The organism is Metapseudomonas resinovorans DSM 21078, from assembly GCF_000423545.1.
GTDB classification, from domain to species: Bacteria; Pseudomonadota; Gammaproteobacteria; order Pseudomonadales; family Pseudomonadaceae; genus Metapseudomonas; species Metapseudomonas resinovorans.
Genome location: NZ_KE384032.1, coordinates 139,283 through 158,508, shown reverse-complemented (window position 1 = coordinate 158,508; position 19,226 = coordinate 139,283). Strand labels below are relative to the sequence as shown.

Here is a 19,226-nt window from a genome sequence, read left to right as displayed (position 1 = left end):
GAACTGCACCGCGACACCTACTACTCCATCGGCGGCGGTTTCGTCGTCGACGAAGCCCAGGCCAAGTCCGGGCAACTGGACCAGGACCACACCGAGCTGCCCTACGACTTCTCCAGCGCCGAAGAACTGCTGGAGCTGTGCCAGCGGCACAACCTGCGCATCGCCGAACTGATGCTGGCCAACGAAAAGGCCTGGCGCAGCGAAGCGGAGATCCGTGCCGGGCTGCTGAAGCTCTGGGACGCCATGCAGGAATGCGTGACCAACGGCCTCGGCCACGAAGGCATCCTGCCCGGCGGGCTGAACGTGCGCCGGCGCGCCGCCAAGCTGCACCGCAGCCTGCAGGAGCTGGGCAAGCCGAACGTGATTGGCAGCACCATGAGCGCGATGGAATGGGTGAACCTCTACGCCCTGGCGGTGAACGAGGAAAACGCCGCCGGCGGGCGCATGGTCACCGCGCCCACCAACGGTGCGGCGGGGATCATCCCGGCGGTGCTGCACTACTACATGCGCTTCAACCCCGAGGCCAACGAAGACGACGTGGTGAACTTCTTCCTGGGGGCGGCGGCCGTCGGCATCCTGTGCAAGAAGAACGCGTCGATCTCCGGTGCCGAAGTCGGTTGCCAGGGCGAAGTCGGTTCGGCCTGTGCGATGGCGGCGGCGGGCCTGGCGGAAGTGCTGGGGGCGACTCCGGCGCAGCTGGAGAACGCGGCGGAGATCGGCCTGGAGCACAACCTGGGGCTGACCTGCGACCCGGTGGGCGGGCTGGTGCAGGTGCCGTGCATCGAACGCAACGCGATAGCCGCGGTGAAGGCGATCAACGCGGCGCAGATGGCGCTGCGCGGTGATGGTGAGCACTTCATCTCGCTGGACCGGGTGATCCGCACCATGCGCGACACCGGCGCCGACATGCACGACAAGTACAAGGAAACCTCACGCGGCGGGCTGGCCGTGAGTGCCGTGGAGTGCTGATGCCATGAGCGCCTATCAAGCCCTGCGCAAGCCTGAAACCCGCTTCGAGTCCATCGGCTTCCTGCTGTTGGATGACTTCAGCCTGATTGCACTGGCCGGCGCCCTCGAGCCGCTGCGCCTGGCCAACCAACTGTCCGGAACGGGCCTCTATCACTGGTGCACCCTGACGTGCGACGGCACCCCGGTGCGCGCCGACAACGGCATGCAGCTGACGCCCGAAGGCAGCCTCGCCGAGGCGCGCGAACTGGACGCCCTGATTCTCTGTGGCGGCGACGGCGCTCCACTCGCCGACGCCGGATTGCTCGCGCAACTCCGCGACCTGTCCGCCCACGGCGTGAAGCTGGGCGCACTGGAATCTGCCCGCGCTGTGCTGGCCGACGCCGGTTTGCTTCAGGACGGCGAAAATATTCCGGCCTGGGCCAGTCGGCTGACCCTGCGCGATGCCCTCGCCAGCGCGCAGCCCAAGCTGCAGGAAGTGATCGCGCTGATGGAGGCCAATCTGGAAGAGCCCATCGATCTGGATGACTTGGCCAGCTTCATCGAGCTGTCGCGGCGCCAATTGGAAAGGCTGTTCCAGAAGTACCTGCATTGCTCGCCATCGCGCTACTACCTCAAGTTGCGCCTGCTGCGTGCTCGCCAACTGCTGCGCCAGACCGCCCTGCCGGTGGTACAGGTGGCCTTCGGCTGCGGCTTCCTTTCCGCGCAGAATTTCTCCAAGTGCTACCGCGAGCACTTCGGCATCCCGCCCAGCAACGAACGGCTGGACAAGCCGCAGCTCTGCCGCGCCGCGATGCACTGAGCACCCTTGGCACCACTTCGGGCCCGCCCGTGCCTGGCAGCACGGTCCGGGCCCGTTTTTTTGCCGGGGCAGAAAAGCTCGGGGCTTTCCTTGTAGGGGCGAATGAATTCGCCCCTACACAAGAGCATTCGCGCCTGCCGGCTAGTCCGAGTTAACCCAACTGCCCTCACCCCAGCCCTTTCCCAGGGGGAGAGGGGGCTGTCCGTGCAGACTTCGCACACTGTGCCCGGCATGAGTCACCCCTCTCCCTGCGGGAGAGGGGCCGGGGGTGAGGGTGTTCAAGCACTGTTCGGAGCCCCAGCCCCACCCCAGCGGATCTGACCAACTTGGGGTCGGATTCGTACAAAAAGTGGCCGGTTGCTTCTGTTGCAATGCTGTCCAACGGCCCACCAATCCGGTGTGTCGAGTCAGTGGATAACAACAAGGGTTCACCGCCATGCAAATGCCCAAGACGCTCCGCATCCGTAACGGCGACAAGGTTCGCTCCACCTTCTCCGCCCAGGAATACGCCAGCCGCCAAGCCAAACTGCGCGCGCACCTGGCGGCGGAGAACATCGACGCCGCGATCTTCACCTCGTACCACAACATCAACTACTACTCCGACTTCCTCTACTGCTCCTTCGGCCGTCCCTACGCGCTGGTGGTGACCCAGGACGACGTTATCAGCATCAGCGCTAACATCGACGGCGGCCAGCCGTGGCGCCGCACCCAGGGCACCGACAACATCGTCTACACCGACTGGCAGCGTGATAACTACTTCGTCGCCATCCAGCAGGCCCTGCCGAAAGCACGCCGCATCGGTATCGAGCACGATCACCTGAACCTGTTGAACCGCGACAAGCTGGCCGCCCGCTACCCCGAAGCCGAGCTGGTGGATGTGGCAGCCGCCTGCATGCGCATGCGCATGATCAAGTCCGCCGAAGAGCACGTCATGATCCGCCACGGTGCGCGCATCGCCGATATCGGTGGCGCGGCGGTGGTGGAAGCCCTGCGTGACCAGGTGCCGGAATACGAAGTGGCGCTGCATGCCACCCAGGCCATGGTTCGCGCCATTGCCGACACCTTCGACGACGTGGAGCTGATGGACACCTGGACCTGGTTCCAGTCCGGCATCAACACCGACGGCGCGCACAACCCGGTGACCACCCGCAAGGTGAACAAGGGCGACATCCTCAGCCTCAACTGCTTCCCGATGATCGCCGGCTACTACACCGCCCTGGAGCGCACCCTGTTCCTCGACCACTGCTCCGACGACCACCTGCGCCTGTGGCAGGTCAACGTCGAGGTGCACGAGGCCGGCCTCAAGCTGATCAAGCCCGGTGCGCGCTGCAGCGATATCGCCCGTGAACTGAACGAGATCTTCCTCAAGCACGACGTGCTGCAGTACCGCACCTTCGGCTACGGCCACTCCTTCGGCACCCTCAGCCACTACTACGGCCGCGAGGCCGGCCTGGAGCTGCGCGAGGATATCGACACGGTGCTGGAGCCGGGCATGGTGGTGTCCATGGAACCGATGATCATGCTGCCGGAAGGCCTGCCGGGTGCCGGTGGTTACCGCGAGCACGACATCCTGATCGTCAACGCGGACGGTGCCGAAAACATCACCAAATTCCCCTACGGGCCGGAGAAAAACATCATCCGCAAATGACCCCGTCCACGCCCGCGCAGAGCCGACCTCCTGCGCGGGCCGTGGTTTCACGCACCACCACAACAAGAATCGACGCGCGGCATTCACGGGGTCCAGACCCCGCGCACGCGCCGCCTTTTGACTACCCGCTGCCGAACTAGCACGACATAACAATAGAGGTACAGGCGATGGTCAGGTTTATTGCAGGAACGCTCCTTCGGGGAGCGGCCGACAGTGTGTCTTTCAACAACGGTCGGGGCGCTCCCGTCCATACTTCGGAAACCCAGGCGCAACTCCCGATTGCAGGGGGTGCCCGATGAGCACATCCAACCAGTCCCTGGCCTACGGCCAGGCCGCGAGCCCAATGTCCAGCAGCGAGCGCAGCACGCTCCGCCGCGCGGCGACCGCCAGCTTCATGGGCAACTTCGTCGAGTGGTTCGACTACGCCGCCTATGGCTATCTGGCGGCGGTGATCGCCGTCGTGTTCTTCCCCGCCACGGACAAGACCACCGGCTTGCTGGCGGCCTTCGCGGTGTTTGCCATCTCCTTCATCATCCGCCCCATCGGCGGCATCGTCTGGGGTCATATCGGCGACCGTTACGGCCGGCGTAACGCCCTTTCCCTGTCCATCCTCATCATGTCCGGCGCCACCTTCTGCATCGCGCTGCTGCCGACCTACGCCCAGGTGGGCATGCTCGCGCCGCTGTTGCTGTTGCTGATCCGCCTGGTGCAAGGTTTCTCCGCCTCCGGGGAATACGCGGGTGCGGCGGCCTTCCTCGCCGAGTACGCGCCGGACAACAAACGTGGCTTCTACACCAGCCTGGTGCCGGCCAGTACCGCAGCGGGGCTGCTGTTCGGTTCGCTGTTCGCGGCACTGCTCTATTCGCAGCTGGACACCGAACAACTGCACAGCTGGGGGTGGCGCATCCCCTTCCTGCTGGCGGCCCCCCTCGGGCTGATCGGCCGCTACATCCGCCTGCACCTGCAGGACACGCCCAAGTTCCGCGAGATGGAACAGGCGATGGCGAAGAAGGAAACCGAGCACAAGGTGCCGATCCGCGAACTCCTCGGCGTGCATCGCAAGAAAGTGCTGGTGGCCATCGGCGTCACCTGCCTCAACGCGGTGGCCTTCTACCTGATCCTCAGCTACATGCCGACCTATCTCTCCACCGAGATGGGCATGACCGAGACTGATTCCTTCCTGGCGTCCACCGTGTCGCTGGCGACCTACATCGGTTTCATCTTCCTGATGGGCAAGCTGTCTGATCGCTTCGGCCGCAAGACCATGCTGATCGCCGCGTCGCTGCTGTTCCTCGCCCTCACGCTGCCGCTGTTCGGCCTGCTGGACGGGCAGGGCTTCGCCTTCATTCTGCTGATCCAGATCGCCTTCGGCCTGATGCTGGCGATGAACGACGGCACCCTGCCGTGCTTCCTCGCGGAGGTGTTCCCGACGCGGGTGCGCTACAGCGGCTTCGCCTTCAGCTTCAACACCGCCAACGCCCTGTTCGGCGGCACCGCGCCGTTCATCGCCACCTGGTTGATCAGCCAGACCGGCGACAAGATGGCGCCGGCCTGGATGCTGGTGGGCGCGGCGGCCGTGGCGCTGCTGGCGATGCTGACCATCCGCGAGACGGCGCATAAGGCCCTGGCGGACGACTGACGGCTGGCCCCTGGCGATCCTGCCAACTTCGGGTCGGATACGTACAAAAGTCGCCCACGCACTTCTGATGCAATGCCATTAGCGGAAGTCCGTCTGGCGCCGAGAATCCCTGGAGTATTTCGATGAGCAAGAGTGTTTTCGTAGGTGAGCTGACCTGGAAGGACTACGAGGCGCGCATCGCAGGCGGCGACTGTGTGCTGATGCTGCCGGTCGGCGCCCTGGAGCAGCACGGCCATCACATGTGCATGAACGTGGATGTGCTGCTGCCCACTGCGGTGTGCCAACGGGTTGCCGAGCACATCGGCGCGCTGGTCCTGCCGGGCCTGCAGTACGGCTACAAGTCCCAGCAGAAGTCCGGCGGCGGCAACCACTTCCCCGGAACCACCAGCCTGGACGGCGCCACGTTGACCGGTACGGTGCAGGACATCATTCGCGAGCTGGCCCGCCACGGTGCGCGCCGGCTGGTGCTGATGAATGGCCACTACGAAAACTCCATGTTCATCGTCGAAGGCATCGACCTTGCCCTGCGCGAGCTGCGCTATGCCGGCATCCAGGACTTCAAGGTCGTGGTGCTCTCCTACTGGGACTTCGTCAAGGACCCGGCCGTGATCCAGCGTCTCTATCCCGAGGGGTTCCTCGGCTGGGACATCGAGCACGGCGGCGTCTTCGAGACGTCGCTGATGCTGGCGCTGTACCCGGATCTCGTGGACCTGGATCGCGTCGTCGATCACCCGCCTGCGACCTTCCCGCCCTATGACGTGTTTCCGGTGGACCCGGCCCGCACGCCGGCGCCGGGAACCCTGTCGTCGGCGAGGACGGCCAGCCGGGAGAAGGGCGAGTTGATCCTGGAGGTCTGCGTCCAGGGCATCGCCGACGCTATCCGCGAGGAGTTCCCGCCCACCTGACCAGGCATTGCGTCAACCCGAACAGAACAAGCGACTTCACAACTACAACAAGTGACCGCTGTGGCGGTTCGCGAGGAAGTTTCAGCTATGTCGAATTCAGACGCGCACAAAGAGTACGGGCTCAATCAGATCAAACCGGCGGAGCGCAGCTACGGCTTCGGCGACACCGTGTGGACCTGGTTCGGCTCCGGCATCAACACCGGTTCCTGGTTCTTTGGCGGCATGGCCGCCTCACTGGGCATGGTCTTCGTCCTGCAGTACAGCATTCTCTGGCTGCCGCTGATGATGATTCCCTGGGCGGCAGTGGCCTACATCGGCTACCGCTACGGTGCCAGTACGGCCGTGGTGGCCCGTCCTGCCCTGGGCACCAAGGGGTCGCGCCTGACCGGCGTGGCCCAGTTCCTGGTGCTGATCGGCTGGCCCAGCGTGAACAGCTTCATCGCCGCCATTTCCCTCACCCACGTGTTCGGCGCGGCGTTCAGCTGGCCGACCTTTGGCCAGCCCGGCGCGGCGGGACCAATGGTGCTCGGCATTCTGTTGACCGCCGTGGCGCAGGGCATCATCACCTTCCTCGGCCATGAGGCGATTCGCTATCTGGAGCGCGTCGCCGGCGTGCTGCTGCTGGTGCTGGGCGTCTGGGTCAGCTACATCGTGCTGTCGCAGTGGGACCTGGGTGAGCTGATGGCGTTCAAGGTGGCGAACCCGGCCCACTCGGTGGCCTTCTACATAGACCTGGCCTTCGGATTCTCCTGGACCTGGGCCCAGGTGGCGGACTTCTCCCGCTTCGCCAAGACCGGCAAGGCGGCCACCGTGGGCAGCTGGCTGGGGCTCAACGTGGGGCAGGGCTGGTTCATGCTGATCGGCGCCATTGGCACCATCGGGGTGGCACTGCAAACCGGCAGCATCGACCCCAACAACTCCGACCCCAGCTCCACCCTGGCTACCCTGGGGCTGGGCCTGGTGTCCTTCCTGGTGCTGATTTTCGCCACCGTCAGCACCAACGTCACCGTGCTCTACGGCTCCGGCATGGGCCTGCTGGGCGCGTTCAAGAGCCTGACCCCGAAAAAGGCCCTGGCGATCATCGTCGTGCTGCAGTTGGCGCTGTGCTTCGTGCCCATGGCCTTCGACTCCTTCCTGCATTACTTCGAGACCTTCCTCGGCGTCATCGGCGGCCTGTTCATCCCGCTCTGGACCATCATCCTGGTCGACTACTTCTGCGTGCGCGGCAAGCGCATCAGCGACCGCGACCTCTTTGCCGAATCCGGCGGCGCCTATTACGGCAGCAATGGCTGGAACCCGGCGGGTATCGCCGCGCTGGTCCTGGGCTTTGCGGTGTACTTCGTGTTGGCCCATGTGTTCAAGGACATAGCCGAGCAGATCACCGCGAGCTTCCCCGCCATCCTGGTATCAGGGCTGGCCTACTGGCTGTTGGCAAAAAAGCCGGTAGTGGCCCTGAGCGCAGGGGTTGAACAGGACGCCTGACACGCGAGGTACGGAAATGAAAACGCCGCCCCCAAGAGGAGGGCGGCGTTTTTGTTCGTGAGGTTGGTACGTTCACTTGTAGGGGCGAATGAATTCGCCCCTACAGTTCTCAGTCGCCGATCAGGAGTGCAAGGGACTCTGCTTGCGCTCGCCGCGCGGCGAGTGGCCGAAGAAGCGGCTGTAGCACTTGGAGAAGTGCGCCGGCGAGGCGAAACCGCAGGCCATGGCGATGTCGCGGACCTGGGACTCGCTGCGCAGCAACAAATCGCGGGCGCGGTTGAGGCGCAGTTCCAGGTAGTACTGGCTGGGCGTGCGGTCCAGGTACTTGTGAAACAACCGTTCCAGCTGGCGTACCGACACTTCGTTGAGCTGCGCCAGTTCTTCCAGCTCCAGCGGTTCTTCCAGATTGGCTTCCATGATCGCGACGATCTGACTCAGCTTCGGCTGGGCATGGCCGAGCTTCTGCCGCAGGGGAACACGCTGCTGCTCACGGGCGCCGCGCATGCGGTCGCAGAGCAGCAGCTCGGCGGCGCGGGTGGCGATCTCCACGCCGCCGGGTTCGCGGGCGATCAGTTGCAGCGTCATGTCCATGGAGGCGGTGCCGCCGGAACAGGTGTAGCGGTCGCGGTCCAGCTCGAACAGCTGGTTGGAGATGATGATGCCGGGGAACTTGTCCTTCACCTGTTCAATGTCTTCCCAGTGCATGGTGCAGCGGTAGCCCTTGAGCAGCTCGGCACTAGCCAGCAGGTGGCTGCCGGTGCAGATGCCGCCCAGCGGCACGTCGTGCTGGGCCAGCTTGCGCACCCAGTGCAGCAGGCGGCGGTCGTAGCGCGGCGGCATGGGGTTGGAACCGACGACGAACAGGGCGTCCAGCTCGGGGGCGTCGTCGAGGCTGTGATCGGGGACCACGCGCATGCCGTTGCTGGCCTGAACCGGCTCGTGGTCGGCGGCGATCAGCAGGGTACGGAACAGGCTGCGCTTGGCGGCCAGGTTGGCCATGCGCAGGGTCTCGATCGCCGAGGCGAAGCCGATGGTGGTGAAGTTGGGGATCAACAGGAAGCCGAAGGTCTTCACTCCGGCCGGCCGGGGTTGGCCTGATGTTTCGTCGACGGGCGGCGCCGCAAGGTTCGCAACAGCCATCTGGTTCTTCCTCCACTGCTTCGACTGTCGTTTTTGGGTATAGGCGGGTGAGGCAGACGTCGAAATGCAGCTCTGTCTTTTTATTGTTCTGCGGCGCGGGAGCGGGCCTGCGCCGGGGTCCAGCTTACACCCATTCCAACCCGGCATCAGCGGCGTCCGGCGTGAAATCCGGGGGCCAGCGAAGCGGTCTCCGGTAATCGAACGGTTTTACTTCGCTGCCTGGGTAGGTTTGGGCATTTACACGTCGCAAACAGGCAAACGGGGTGTCGGGCTATTTCGCACAATCGGCCGCAACAGGCAGGTACCGACAGGATTTCAGCGGTCGGTGCAGAGCCCCCAAAACAACAGAGACGACAGCGGGTTGTCGCAGGAGATCATCGATGTTCAGCAAGCAAGACCAGATCCAGGGTTACGACGACGAACTGTTCAGCGCGATGCAGGAAGAAGAGCACCGTCAGGAAGACCACATCGAGCTGATCGCCTCGGAGAACTACACCAGCAAGCGCGTGATGGAGGCCCAGGGCAGCGGCCTGACCAACAAATACGCCGAAGGCTACCCGGGCAAGCGTTACTACGGTGGCTGCGAGTTCGTCGACAAGGTCGAGCAGCTGGCCATCGACCGCGCCAAGCAACTCTTCGGTGCCGATTACGCCAACGTCCAGCCGCACTCCGGTTCCCAGGCCAACAGCGCCGTCTACCTTGCCCTGCTCAATGCGGGTGACACCATCCTTGGCATGAGCCTGGCCCATGGCGGCCACCTGACCCACGGCGCCAAGGTGTCGTCCTCCGGCAAGCTCTACAATGCGGTGCAGTACGGCCTGGACACCGCCACCGGCCTGATCGATTACGACGAAGTCGAGCGCCTGGCCGTTGAGCACAAGCCGAAGATGATCGTTGCCGGCTTCTCCGCCTACTCCAAGACCCTCGACTTCCCGCGCTTCCGCGCCATCGCCGACAAGGTCGGTGCACTGTTGTTCGTCGACATGGCCCACGTCGCTGGCCTGGTGGCCGCCGGCCTGTACCCGAACCCGCTGCCCTACGCCGACGTGGTTACCACCACCACCCACAAGACCCTGCGCGGTCCGCGTGGCGGCCTGATCCTGGCCAAATCCAACGAAGAGATCGAGAAGAAGCTGAACTCCGCCGTGTTCCCCGGCGCCCAGGGCGGCCCGCTGATGCACGTGATCGCCGCCAAGGCCGTGTGCTTCAAGGAAGCGCTGGAACCCGGCTTCAAGGACTACCAGGCTCAGGTCATCAAGAACGCCAAGGCCATGGCCAAGGTGTTCATCGACCGCGGCTACGACGTGGTCTCTGGCGGCACCGACAACCACCTGTTCCTGGTCAGCCTGATCAAGCAGGGCAAGACCGGCAAAGAGGCCGACGCCGCCCTCGGCCGCGCCGGTATCACTGTGAACAAGAACGCCGTGCCGAACGACCCGCAGTCGCCTTTCGTGACCTCGGGCGTGCGTATCGGCACCCCGGCCATCACCAGCCGTGGTTTCAAGGAAGCGCAGAGCATCGAGCTGGCTGGCTGGATCTGCGACATCCTCGACCACCTCGGCGATGCCGACGTCGAAGCCCAGGTGGCCAAGCAGGTCGCCGGTCTCTGCGCCGACTTCCCCGTCTACCGCTGATCCAGGAGTCCGAACATGCAACGTTATTCCGGCTTCGGTCTGTTCAAGCACTCCCTGAGCCACCACGAAAACTGGCAACGCATGTGGCGCAACCCTACGCCGAAGCCGGTCTATGACGTGATCATCGTGGGCGGCGGCGGCCACGGCCTGGCTACTGCCTACTACCTGGCCAAGGAATTTGGCGTGAAGAACGTCGCGGTAGTGGAGAAAGGCTGGCTGGGCGGCGGCAACACCGCGCGCAACACCACCATCGTCCGCTCCAACTACCTGTGGGACGAGTCCGCGCAGCTGTACGAGCACGCCATGAAACTGTGGGAAGGCCTGTCCCAGGACCTGAACTACAACGTGATGTTCTCCCAGCGTGGCGTCTACAACCTCTGCCACACCCTGCAGGACATGCGTGACTCGGCTCGCCGGGTCAACGCCAACCGCTTGAACGGCGTCGACGGCGAACTGCTGGACGCCCGCCAGGTGGCCGAGGAGATTCCCTTCCTCGACTGCAGCAAGAGCACCCGCTACCCGATCATGGGCTCCACCGTTCAGCGTCGCGGCGGCGTAGCCCGTCACGATGCCGTGGCCTGGGGCTACGCCCGTGCCGCCGACGCCTTGGGCGTCGACCTCTTGCAGAACACCGAAGTACTCGGCTTCCGCAAGCAGGATGGCGCGGTGATCGGTGTTGAAACCAATCGCGGCTTCATCGGTGCCAAGCGCGTCGGTGTGGTCACCGCCGGCAACTCCGGGCACATGGCCAAGCAGGCCGGTTTCCGCCTGCCGCTGGAATCCCACCCGCTGCAGGCCCTGGTGTCCGAGCCGATCAAGCCGATTATCCACAGCGTGATCATGTCCAACGCCGTGCACGGCTACATCAGCCAGTCCGACAAGGGCGACCTGGTGATCGGTGCCGGTATCGACGGCTACAACGGCTACGGCCAGCGCGGTTCCTACGGGACCATCGAGCACACCCTGCAGGCCATCGTGGAGATGTTCCCGATCCTCTCCCGCGTGCGCATGAACCGTCAGTGGGGCGGCATCGTGGATACCACCCCGGACGCCTGCCCGATCATCTCCAAGACCCCGGTGAAGAACCTGTTCTTCAACTGCGGCTGGGGCACCGGCGGCTTCAAGGCTACCCCGGGTTCGGGCCACGTCTTTGCGGCGAGCCTGGCGCGTGGCGAGATGCACCCGCTGGCCAAGCCCTTCTCCATCGACCGTTTCCATACCGGCGCACTGATCGACGAGCACGGCGCCGCTGCCGTGGCTCACTAAGGAGAATCGCCATGCTGCACATTTTCTGCCCCTACTGTGGCGAACTGCGCTCCGAAGAGGAATTCCACGCCAAGGGCCAGGCGCACATCCCGCGCCCGCTGGACCCCAACGCCTGCACCGATGAGGAGTGGGGCGACTACATCTTCTTCCGCGACAACCCGCGCGGCATCCACCACGAGCTGTGGGTGCACGCCGCCGGCTGCCGCAAGTACTTCAACGCCACGCGCCACACCGTGAGCTACGAGATCCTCGAAACCTACAAGATCGGTGAGAAGCCCACTGTCACCGAGGCCAACGTCGGCGACAAGAAAGCCGCGACCGCAGGAGTAACGGCATGAGCCAGGTCAACCGCCTTCCCAAGGGTGGCCGCGTCGATCGCAGCCAACCGCTGACCTTCACCTTCAACGGCCAGAACTACCAGGGCTTCTCCGGCGACACCCTGGCCGCCGCCCTGCTGGCCAACGGCGTCGATATCATCGGCCGCAGCTTCAAGTATTCCCGTCCGCGCGGCATCGTCGCCGCCGGTGCGGAAGAGCCCAACGCCGTGTTGCAGATCGGTTCCACCGAGAGCTCCCAGGTACCGAACGTGCGTGCCACCCAGCAGGCCCTGTATGCCGGCCTGGTGGCCAGCAGCACCAACGGCTGGCCGAACGTGAACAACGACGTGATGGGCATCCTCGGCAAGGTCGGCGGCGGCATGATGCCGCCCGGGTTCTACTACAAGACCTTCATGTACCCGCAGAACCTGTGGCTGACCTACGAGAAGTACATCCGCAAGGCCGCCGGCCTCGGTCGTGCGCCGCTCGAAGTCGACCCTGACATCTATGACCACATGAACCAGTACTGCGACGTGCTGGTGGTCGGCGCCGGCCCGGCTGGCCTGGCTGCCGCCCTGGCCGCTGGCCGCAGCGGTGCCCGTGTGATCCTGGCGGACGAGCAGGAAGAGTTCGGCGGCAGCCTGCTGGACACCCGCGAGACCCTGGATGGCAAGCCCGCTGCCGAGTGGGTGGCCAAGGTCATCGCCGAGCTGGAGACACTGCCGGAAGTGACCCTGCTGTCGCGCGCCACGGTGAACGGCTATCACGACCACAACTTCCTCACCATCCACCAGCGCCTGACTGACCATCTTGGCGAGGTTGCGCCCCATGGGCAGGCCCGGCATCGCGTGCATCGCGTCCGTGCCAAGCGCGTGGTGCTGGCCGCCGGCGCCCACGAGCGTCCGCTGGTGTATTCGAACAACGATGTGCCGGGCAACATGCTCGCCGGCTCCGTCTCCACCTATGTGAACCGCTACGGCGTGGCCCCTGGCCGCCAACTGGTGCTGTCCACCAACAACGACTACGCCTACCGCGTGGTGTTGGATTGGCTCGATGCCGGCCAGCAAGTGGTAGCCGTGGCCGATGCCCGCAGCAACCCGCGCGGTGCCTGGGTGGAAGAAGCCCGTGCCCGTGGCGTGCGCATCCTCACCGGCAGCGCCGTGGTCGAGGCCCGTGGCAGCAAGCGCGTCACCGGTGCCCGCATCTGCGCCATCGACCTGAAAGGCCACAAGGTCACCAGCCCCGGCGAAGTGGTGGACTGCGACCTGATCGTCAGCTCCGGCGGCTACAGCCCGGTGGTGCACCTGGCCTCCCACCTGGGCGGCAAGCCGACCTGGCGTGAAGACATCCTCGCCTTCGTTCCTGGCGAAGGCTTCCAGAAGCGTTACTGCGCCGGTGCCGTGAATGGCGTGTTCGGCCTGGGCGATGCGCTGGCCGATGGCTTCGAAGCCGGTGCCAAGGCGGGTGCCGAGGCGGGCTTCAAAGTGGTCGAAGGCAGCCTGCCGAAGACCGAGAAGCGCAAGGAAGAGGCCACCGTGGCGCTGTTCCAGGTACCGCACGACAAGTCCACCTCCCGTGCGCCGAAGCAGTTCGTCGACCTGCAGAACGATGTCACCTCCGCCGGCATCGAACTGGCTACCCGCGAGGGCTTCGAGTCGGTCGAGCACGTCAAGCGCTACACCGCGCTGGGCTTCGGTACCGACCAGGGCAAGCTGGGCAACATCAACGGTCTGGCCATCGCCGCCCGTTCGATGGGCATCAGCATCGCCGAGATGGGCACCACCATGTTCCGCCCGAACTACACCCCGGTGACCTTCGGCGCTGTTGCCGGCCGTCACTGCGGCCACCTGTTCGAGCCCAAGCGTTACACCGCCATGCATCGCTGGCACCTGGAGCAGGGCGCGGAATTCGAGGACGTCGGCCAGTGGAAACGCCCCTGGTACTTCCCCAAGCGCGGCGAAGACATGCACGCCGCCGTGGACCGCGAATGCAAGGCCGTGCGTGACAGCGTGGGCATCCTCGATGCCTCGACCCTGGGCAAGATCGACATCCAGGGCCCGGATGCGCGCGAGTTCCTCAACCGCGTCTACACCAACGCCTGGACCAAGCTGGATGTGGGCAAGGCCCGTTACGGCCTGATGTGCAAGGAAGACGGCATGGTCTTCGACGACGGCGTGACCGCCTGCATCGGCGAGAACCATTTCGTCATGACCACTACCACCGGCGGCGCCGCCCGTGTGATGGAGTGGCTGGAGATCTACCACCAGACCGAATGGCCGGAACTGAAGGTGTACTTCACCTCGGTCACCGACCACTGGGCCACCATGACCCTGTCTGGCCCGAACAGCCGCAAATTGCTGGCCGAGGTCACCGACATCGACCTGGACAAGGACGCCTTCCCCTTCATGAGCTGGAAGGAAGGTCTGGTCGGGGGCGTGCCGGCGCGGGTGTTCCGAATCTCCTTCACCGGTGAGCTGTCCTACGAGGTGAACGTGCAGGCCGACTACGCGCTGGGCGTGTGGGAGAAGATCGTCGAGGCCGGCAAGAAGTACAACCTGACCCCCTACGGCACCGAAACCATGCACGTGCTGCGGGCCGAGAAGGGCTTCATCATCATCGGTCAGGATACCGACGGCTCGGTGACCCCGGACGACCTGAACATGGGCTGGTGCGTCGGCCGCAGCAAGGCCTTCTCCTGGATCGGCTGGCGCGGCATGAACCGCGAGGACTGCCTGCGTGAAGAGCGCAAGCAACTGGTGGGCCTCAAGCCCATCGACCCGAACAAGGTGCTGCCGGAAGGCGCCCAACTGGTGTTCGATCCGAAGCAATCCATCCCGATGAAGATGGTCGGCCACGTCACCTCCAGCTACATGAGCGCGACCTTGGGATATTCCTTCGCCATGGCTGTGGTCAAGGGCGGCCTGAAGCGCATGGGCGAACGCGTGTTCGCACCGCTGGCCGATGGCAGCGTGATCGAAGCCGAAATCTGCAGCTCCGTGTTCTATGACCCGAAAGGGGACCGCCAGAATGTCTAACGTGAACGTCTACAAGCAGCGCCCCGACTCCGCCCATGCCGAATCGCCGCTGTACCACGCCGGCCTCGACGAGTTGGCGCGCAAGGGCAAGAGCAGTGCAGGGGTGACCCTGCGCGAGAAGAAGCTCCTCGGACACCTGGTGATCCGTGGCGACGCCAAGGACCCGGCCTTCGCCGGTGGCGTGCACAGCGCCCTCGGCCTGGAGCTGCCGGTCGCCCTGACGCTGGTGGCCAGCGGCGACACCTCGCTGCAGTGGCTGGGCCCGGATGAGTGGCTGCTGATCGTGCCGAGCGGGCAGGAGTTCGAAGTCGAACAGCGCCTGCGCAAGGCGCTGGATGGCCAGCACATTTCCGTGGTCAACGTCAGCGGTGGCCAGACCATCCTCGAGCTCTCCGGGCCCAAGGCCCGCGAGGTGCTGATGAAGTCGACCCCCTACGACGTGCACCCGAGCAACTTCCCGGTGGGCAAGGCTGTCGGCAGCACCTTCGCCAAGGCCTCGCTGGTGATTCGCCATACCGGCGAAGACACCTGGGAACTGCTGATCCGCCGCAGCTTCTCCGACTACTTCTGGCTCTGGCTGCAAGATGCCAGTGCTGAGTTCGGACTGGCGGTGAAGGCCTGACGGGAAAACGGAAAGCCCCCTCTCCCCTTGGGAGAGGGGAGACAAACATCGGAGTCCGCATATGAGCCGCACACCCGATACCTGGATTCTCACCGCCCACTGCCCGAGCGTGCTCGGTACCGTGGATGCGGTGACACGCTTTCTCTTCGAGCAGCGTTGCTACGTCACCGAGCACCACTCCTTCGATGACCGGCTGTCCTCGCGCTTCTTCATCCGGGTCGAGTTCCGCCAGCCGGACGACTTCGACGAACAGTCGTTCCGCGCTGGCCTGGCCGAGCGCCTGGCGCCCTTCGACATGCAGGTGGAGCTGACGCCGCCGGGCTATCGCGCCAAGGTGGTGCTGATGGTGTCCAAGGCCGATCACTGCCTGAACGACCTGCTCTATCGCCAGCGTATCGGCCAGTTGGCCATGGATGTGGTCGCGGTGGTGTCCAACCACCCGGACCTGGAGCCGCTCGCCCGCTGGCACGGGATTCCCTATCACCATTTCCCCCTCGATCCCAACGACAAGCCCGCGCAGGAGCGCCGTGTGATGCAGGTGATCGAGGAGACCGGCGCCGAGCTGGTGGTCCTCGCCCGCTACATGCAGGTGCTGTCGCCCGAACTGTGCAAAAGGCTCGATGGCTGGGCGATCAACATCCACCACTCGCTGCTGCCCGGCTTCAAGGGTGCCAAGCCCTACCACCAGGCGTACCAGAAGGGCGTCAAGCTGGTGGGGGCCACGGCGCATTACATCAACAACGACCTGGACGAAGGCCCGATCATCGCCCAGGGCGTCGAAGCGGTAGATCACGCGCATTACCCCGAAGACCTGATCGCCAAGGGCCGCGACATCGAGTGCCTGACCCTGGCCAAGGCCGTGGGCTATCACATCGAACGCCGCGTGTTCCTCAACGCCAACCGCACGGTGGTGCTCAACGCCTGATCACGTGGCTACCCGGCTGTAGGGTGGGCTTCAGCCCACCAGTCGCAACGTAAAGCTCTATTGGTGGGCTGAAGCCCACCCTACTTGAGGAACCCGCCCTGCCAGGTTTAACCGGCGGTTTCCGGCAACAGACGCAAGCTCCAGTGCAAGGCCGCGTGGCCGTCGGTCGCGCCTTTGTATTCACAACAACAACGGAGAATTACGCATGTCTGGTAATCGTGGTGTCGTTTATCTCGGTTCGGGGAAGGTCGAAGTCCAGAAGATCGACTACCCCAAAATGCAGGACCCGCGTGGCAAGAAGATCGAACACGGGGTCATCCTGAAAGTCGTCTCCACCAACATCTGCGGCTCGGACCAGCACATGGTGCGCGGCCGTACCACCGCCCAGGTCGGCCTCGTGCTTGGCCATGAGATCACCGGCGAGGTGATCGAGAAGGGCAGCGACGTCGAGAACCTGAAGATCGGCGACCTGGTTTCCGTACCCTTCAACGTCGCGTGCGGCCGCTGCCGCTCCTGCAAGGAACAGCACACCGGCGTCTGCCTCACCGTCAACCCGGCCCGCGCCGGCGGCGCCTACGGCTATGTCGACATGGGCGACTGGACCGGCGGCCAGGCCGAATACGTGCTGGTGCCGTACGCCGACTTCAACCTGCTGAAGCTGCCGGACCGCGACAAGGCCATGGAGAAAATCCGTGACCTGACCTGCCTCTCCGACATCCTGCCGACCGGCTACCACGGTGCGGTCACCGCCGGCGTCGGCCCGGGCAGTACCGTGTATGTCGCCGGTGCCGGCCCCGTCGGTTTGGCCGCGGCTGCCTCCGCCCGCCTGCTGGGCGCGGCCGTGGTCATCGTCGGTGACGTGAACCCGGTGCGCCTGGCCCATGCCAAGGCCGTCGGCTTCGAAATCGCCGACCTGTCGCTGGACACCCCGCTGCACGAGCAGATCGCCGCCCTGCTGGGCGAGCCGGAAGTGGACTGCGCGGTCGACGCCGTGGGCTTCGAAGCCCGTGGCCATGGCCATTCCGGTGCGCAACATGAAGCCCCGGCCACCGTGCTCAACTCGCTGATGCAGGTCACCCGCGTGGCCGGCAAGATCGGTATCCCCGGCCTCTACGTCACCGAAGACCCGGGCGCGGTGGATGCCGCCGCCAAGATCGGTGCCCTGAGCATCCGCTTCGGCCTCGGCTGGGCGAAATCCCACAGCTTCCACACCGGCCAGACCCCGGTGATGAAGTACAACCGCGCGCTGATGCAGGCCATCATGTGGGACCGCATCAACATCGCTGAAGTGGTCGGCGTGCAGGTCATCAGCCTGGATGACGCACCGCGTGGCTACGGCGAGTTCGATGCCGGCGTGCCGAAGAAATTCGTCATCGACCCGCACAAGACCTTCAGCGCCGCGTGATCGACTGCAAGACCCCCGACGCCGTGATGTGACAGCCGCGGCGTCTGTCCCTCAAGGAGCCTTCGGGCTCCTTTTTTTGTTTGTGGCCAGAGGGGCCGGGGATGAGTGGAGACGGCGTGCTATCCATCAACCGCGAAAGATGGGTTTCGCTTCGCTCTACGCCATCCTACGGGATGTTCCGCCGGTCATTCTTCTTCCAGCTCCACGAACCGCTTGAGGTCCACCACGTCCAGCTTGATCCGCCCGACGAAGGCCGAGAACGCCAGCGCGGCCGCGAGACGACGCAGGTCGGCGGCCCAGGGCGGCACGAAGCGCGGTTGTTGCAGCCAGCCAGACTCGAACAAGGGCGCCAGGGTTACGACGTCGCCGGTGGTCATGCGACCGGCGAACAGCTGGCGAAGCAGCTCCGGGCGGTTGTCGCGTACCGCAACCCTGAGCAGGGTGTGCACGCCGAGCATGCCGATCACATAACAGGCGTCCTTGGTGAAGGCGCCCCCACCACGCACATCAGCGCCGCGGAATACGCGCTGGGTTGAGCGGAAGGATTCTTCCTCCGACTGTCCCGCTTCCAGAAAGCCCTTGAACACGTCGATGAAGTCCGCGCCGTCCAGGGCCTGCTGCACAGCGACCACCCGCAGGGCGACGCGGCGCAGGCGCTGGATGTCGATGCTGCCGGTCAGCAGCTCGGCGAGCATGGCGATGCCTTCCTGGGTCAGGGTGGTGCGCGGTGCGCCCAAAGCCAGGCTGGTGAGGTGCTTCTGGGCGCGGCCGTTCAGCGCAGTACCGACATGGACGAAGGCTTCGTGCTGGAGGAGCTGCGCCTTGTCCAGCTCGGAAAAGCGCGCCGAGGCCCGCAGGCGAATGCGCGTGGCTCCGGCGATGGCCTTGGACGCGAGGTCCGGGTCCAGCACCACGCGAACCTCACCAGGGCCGAAGAAGGCATCCACTTCGGCGCGCATCCAGGTGGCGAAGTCTTCGGCCGGGATATTCGCGTCGGTCGCGGGAATGCGCCGGCTGTCCAGCAGGGCGTCGGTGGTGTCGAGGAAGAAGCGTGCGGCATCCAGCGGCGTCATCTTCTGCCGCTCGTAATAGTGGTCGGGACGCTGGTAGAGGCGTGCGGAGTAGTGGGTGAAATCCGAGGTGCCGATGGCGCCCAGCATGCGTCCGGCGCAGGCGTAGCTGCGGGCGGTGGCCGCCAGGAAAGCGCCAGCCGGGTGGCCGGTGTCGCACTGGTGGGCGAGCCCTTCCAGCGCCTCAATATCAACACTGTGGTCCCGCGGGGCGAGTTCGACCTTGGGCAGCGTGGGTCGTCCGGCGCGCCATTCGGCGAGGAAGTGGTCTTCGATGCCGTCCGGCCAGGCAATGGCGTCGAGTACGCGGATCTTGCGCGCCAAGCCGGGGAGGGCGGCATCGAGTTCGGCCAGGCGGGATTCGTTCATG

14 protein-coding genes and 1 pseudogene are annotated in these 19,226 nt (G+C 65.0%); 13 read left to right on the top strand and 2 right to left on the bottom strand.

From position 1 onward, the window contains the following. The 6 genes and pseudogenes from G559_RS0126780 to G559_RS0126755 all read left to right on the top strand — a co-directional run. On the top strand, positions 1-969 hold a 969-nt coding region (locus tag G559_RS0126780), incomplete at its 5' end, for an L-serine ammonia-lyase (protein WP_028631181.1). 4 nt (positions 970-973) lie between these two features. After that, a pseudogene (locus G559_RS0126775) lies at positions 974-1,741 on the top strand (GlxA family transcriptional regulator); the annotation flags it as partial. A 463-nt stretch (positions 1,742-2,204) separates the two neighbouring features. Further along, positions 2,205-3,416, top strand: a complete 1,212-nt coding sequence (locus G559_RS0126770) for a M24 family metallopeptidase (protein WP_028631179.1) — start codon at positions 2,205-2,207, stop codon at positions 3,414-3,416. Between the two features lie 295 nt (positions 3,417-3,711). Further along, a complete protein-coding gene (locus G559_RS0126765) occupies positions 3,712-5,055 on the top strand; it encodes an MFS transporter (protein WP_028631178.1) in 1,344 nt (447 codons plus the stop codon). Between the two features lie 122 nt (positions 5,056-5,177). Beyond that, complete coding sequence (locus G559_RS0126760) at positions 5,178-5,960, top strand: creatininase (RefSeq protein WP_028631177.1); 783 nt, start codon at positions 5,178-5,180, stop codon at positions 5,958-5,960. 87 nt (positions 5,961-6,047) lie between these two features. Next, positions 6,048-7,442, top strand: a complete 1,395-nt coding sequence (locus G559_RS0126755) for a purine-cytosine permease family protein (RefSeq protein ID WP_028631176.1) — start codon at positions 6,048-6,050, stop codon at positions 7,440-7,442. 120 nt (positions 7,443-7,562) lie between these two features. Here the strand turns inward: G559_RS0126755 and G559_RS0126750 are convergent, their stop codons facing one another. Next, positions 7,563-8,582, bottom strand: coding sequence for a GlxA family transcriptional regulator (locus tag G559_RS0126750; protein WP_028631175.1), 1,020 nt, complete (start codon positions 8,580-8,582; stop codon positions 7,563-7,565). Positions 8,583-8,962: 380 nt separating this feature from the next. Here G559_RS0126750 and glyA point away from each other — a divergent pair, with 380 nt between their 5' ends. The 7 genes from glyA (at position 8,963) to fdhA (ending at position 17,786) form a co-directional block, all read left to right on the top strand. Next, positions 8,963-10,216 carry a serine hydroxymethyltransferase gene (glyA, locus tag G559_RS0126745; RefSeq protein ID WP_028631174.1) on the top strand — a complete coding sequence of 418 codons (1,254 nt, stop codon included), beginning with the start codon at positions 8,963-8,965 and terminating at the stop codon, positions 10,214-10,216. Between the two features lie 15 nt (positions 10,217-10,231). Continuing rightward, the gene (locus tag G559_RS0126740) at positions 10,232-11,482 is read left to right on the top strand and encodes a sarcosine oxidase subunit beta (protein ID WP_028631173.1); all 1,251 of its coding nucleotides are present in this window, start codon (positions 10,232-10,234) and stop codon (positions 11,480-11,482) included. Positions 11,483-11,493: 11 nt separating this feature from the next. Further along, on the top strand, positions 11,494-11,820 hold the full coding sequence (locus G559_RS0126735; RefSeq protein WP_028631172.1) for a sarcosine oxidase subunit delta: 327 nt from the start codon (positions 11,494-11,496) through the stop codon (positions 11,818-11,820). Then, positions 11,817-14,834: a sarcosine oxidase subunit alpha gene (locus tag G559_RS0126730; RefSeq protein ID WP_028631171.1), complete on the top strand. Its 3,018-nt coding sequence runs from the start codon at positions 11,817-11,819 to the stop codon at positions 14,832-14,834. The genes G559_RS0126735 and G559_RS0126730 overlap by 4 nt, the downstream gene beginning before the upstream one ends. Next, on the top strand, positions 14,827-15,456 hold the full coding sequence (locus G559_RS0126725; protein WP_028631170.1) for a sarcosine oxidase subunit gamma: 630 nt from the start codon (positions 14,827-14,829) through the stop codon (positions 15,454-15,456). Before G559_RS0126730 ends, G559_RS0126725 begins: the two co-directional genes overlap by 8 nt. Positions 15,457-15,517: 61 nt before the next feature. Beyond that, entirely contained in the window at positions 15,518-16,381 is an 864-nt protein-coding gene (gene purU / locus G559_RS0126720; RefSeq protein ID WP_028631169.1) for a formyltetrahydrofolate deformylase, read from the top strand. 205 nt (positions 16,382-16,586) lie between these two features. Beyond that, on the top strand, positions 16,587-17,786 hold the full coding sequence (gene fdhA / locus G559_RS0126715; protein WP_016490392.1) for a formaldehyde dehydrogenase, glutathione-independent: 1,200 nt from the start codon (positions 16,587-16,589) through the stop codon (positions 17,784-17,786). A 185-nt stretch (positions 17,787-17,971) separates the two neighbouring features. Here fdhA and G559_RS0126710 read toward each other — a convergent pair whose 3' ends face one another. Continuing rightward, positions 17,972-19,225, bottom strand: a complete 1,254-nt coding sequence (locus tag G559_RS0126710; protein WP_028631168.1) for a flavohemoglobin expression-modulating QEGLA motif protein — start codon at positions 19,223-19,225, stop codon at positions 17,972-17,974. Between the last annotated feature and the right edge of the window lies 1 nt (position 19,226).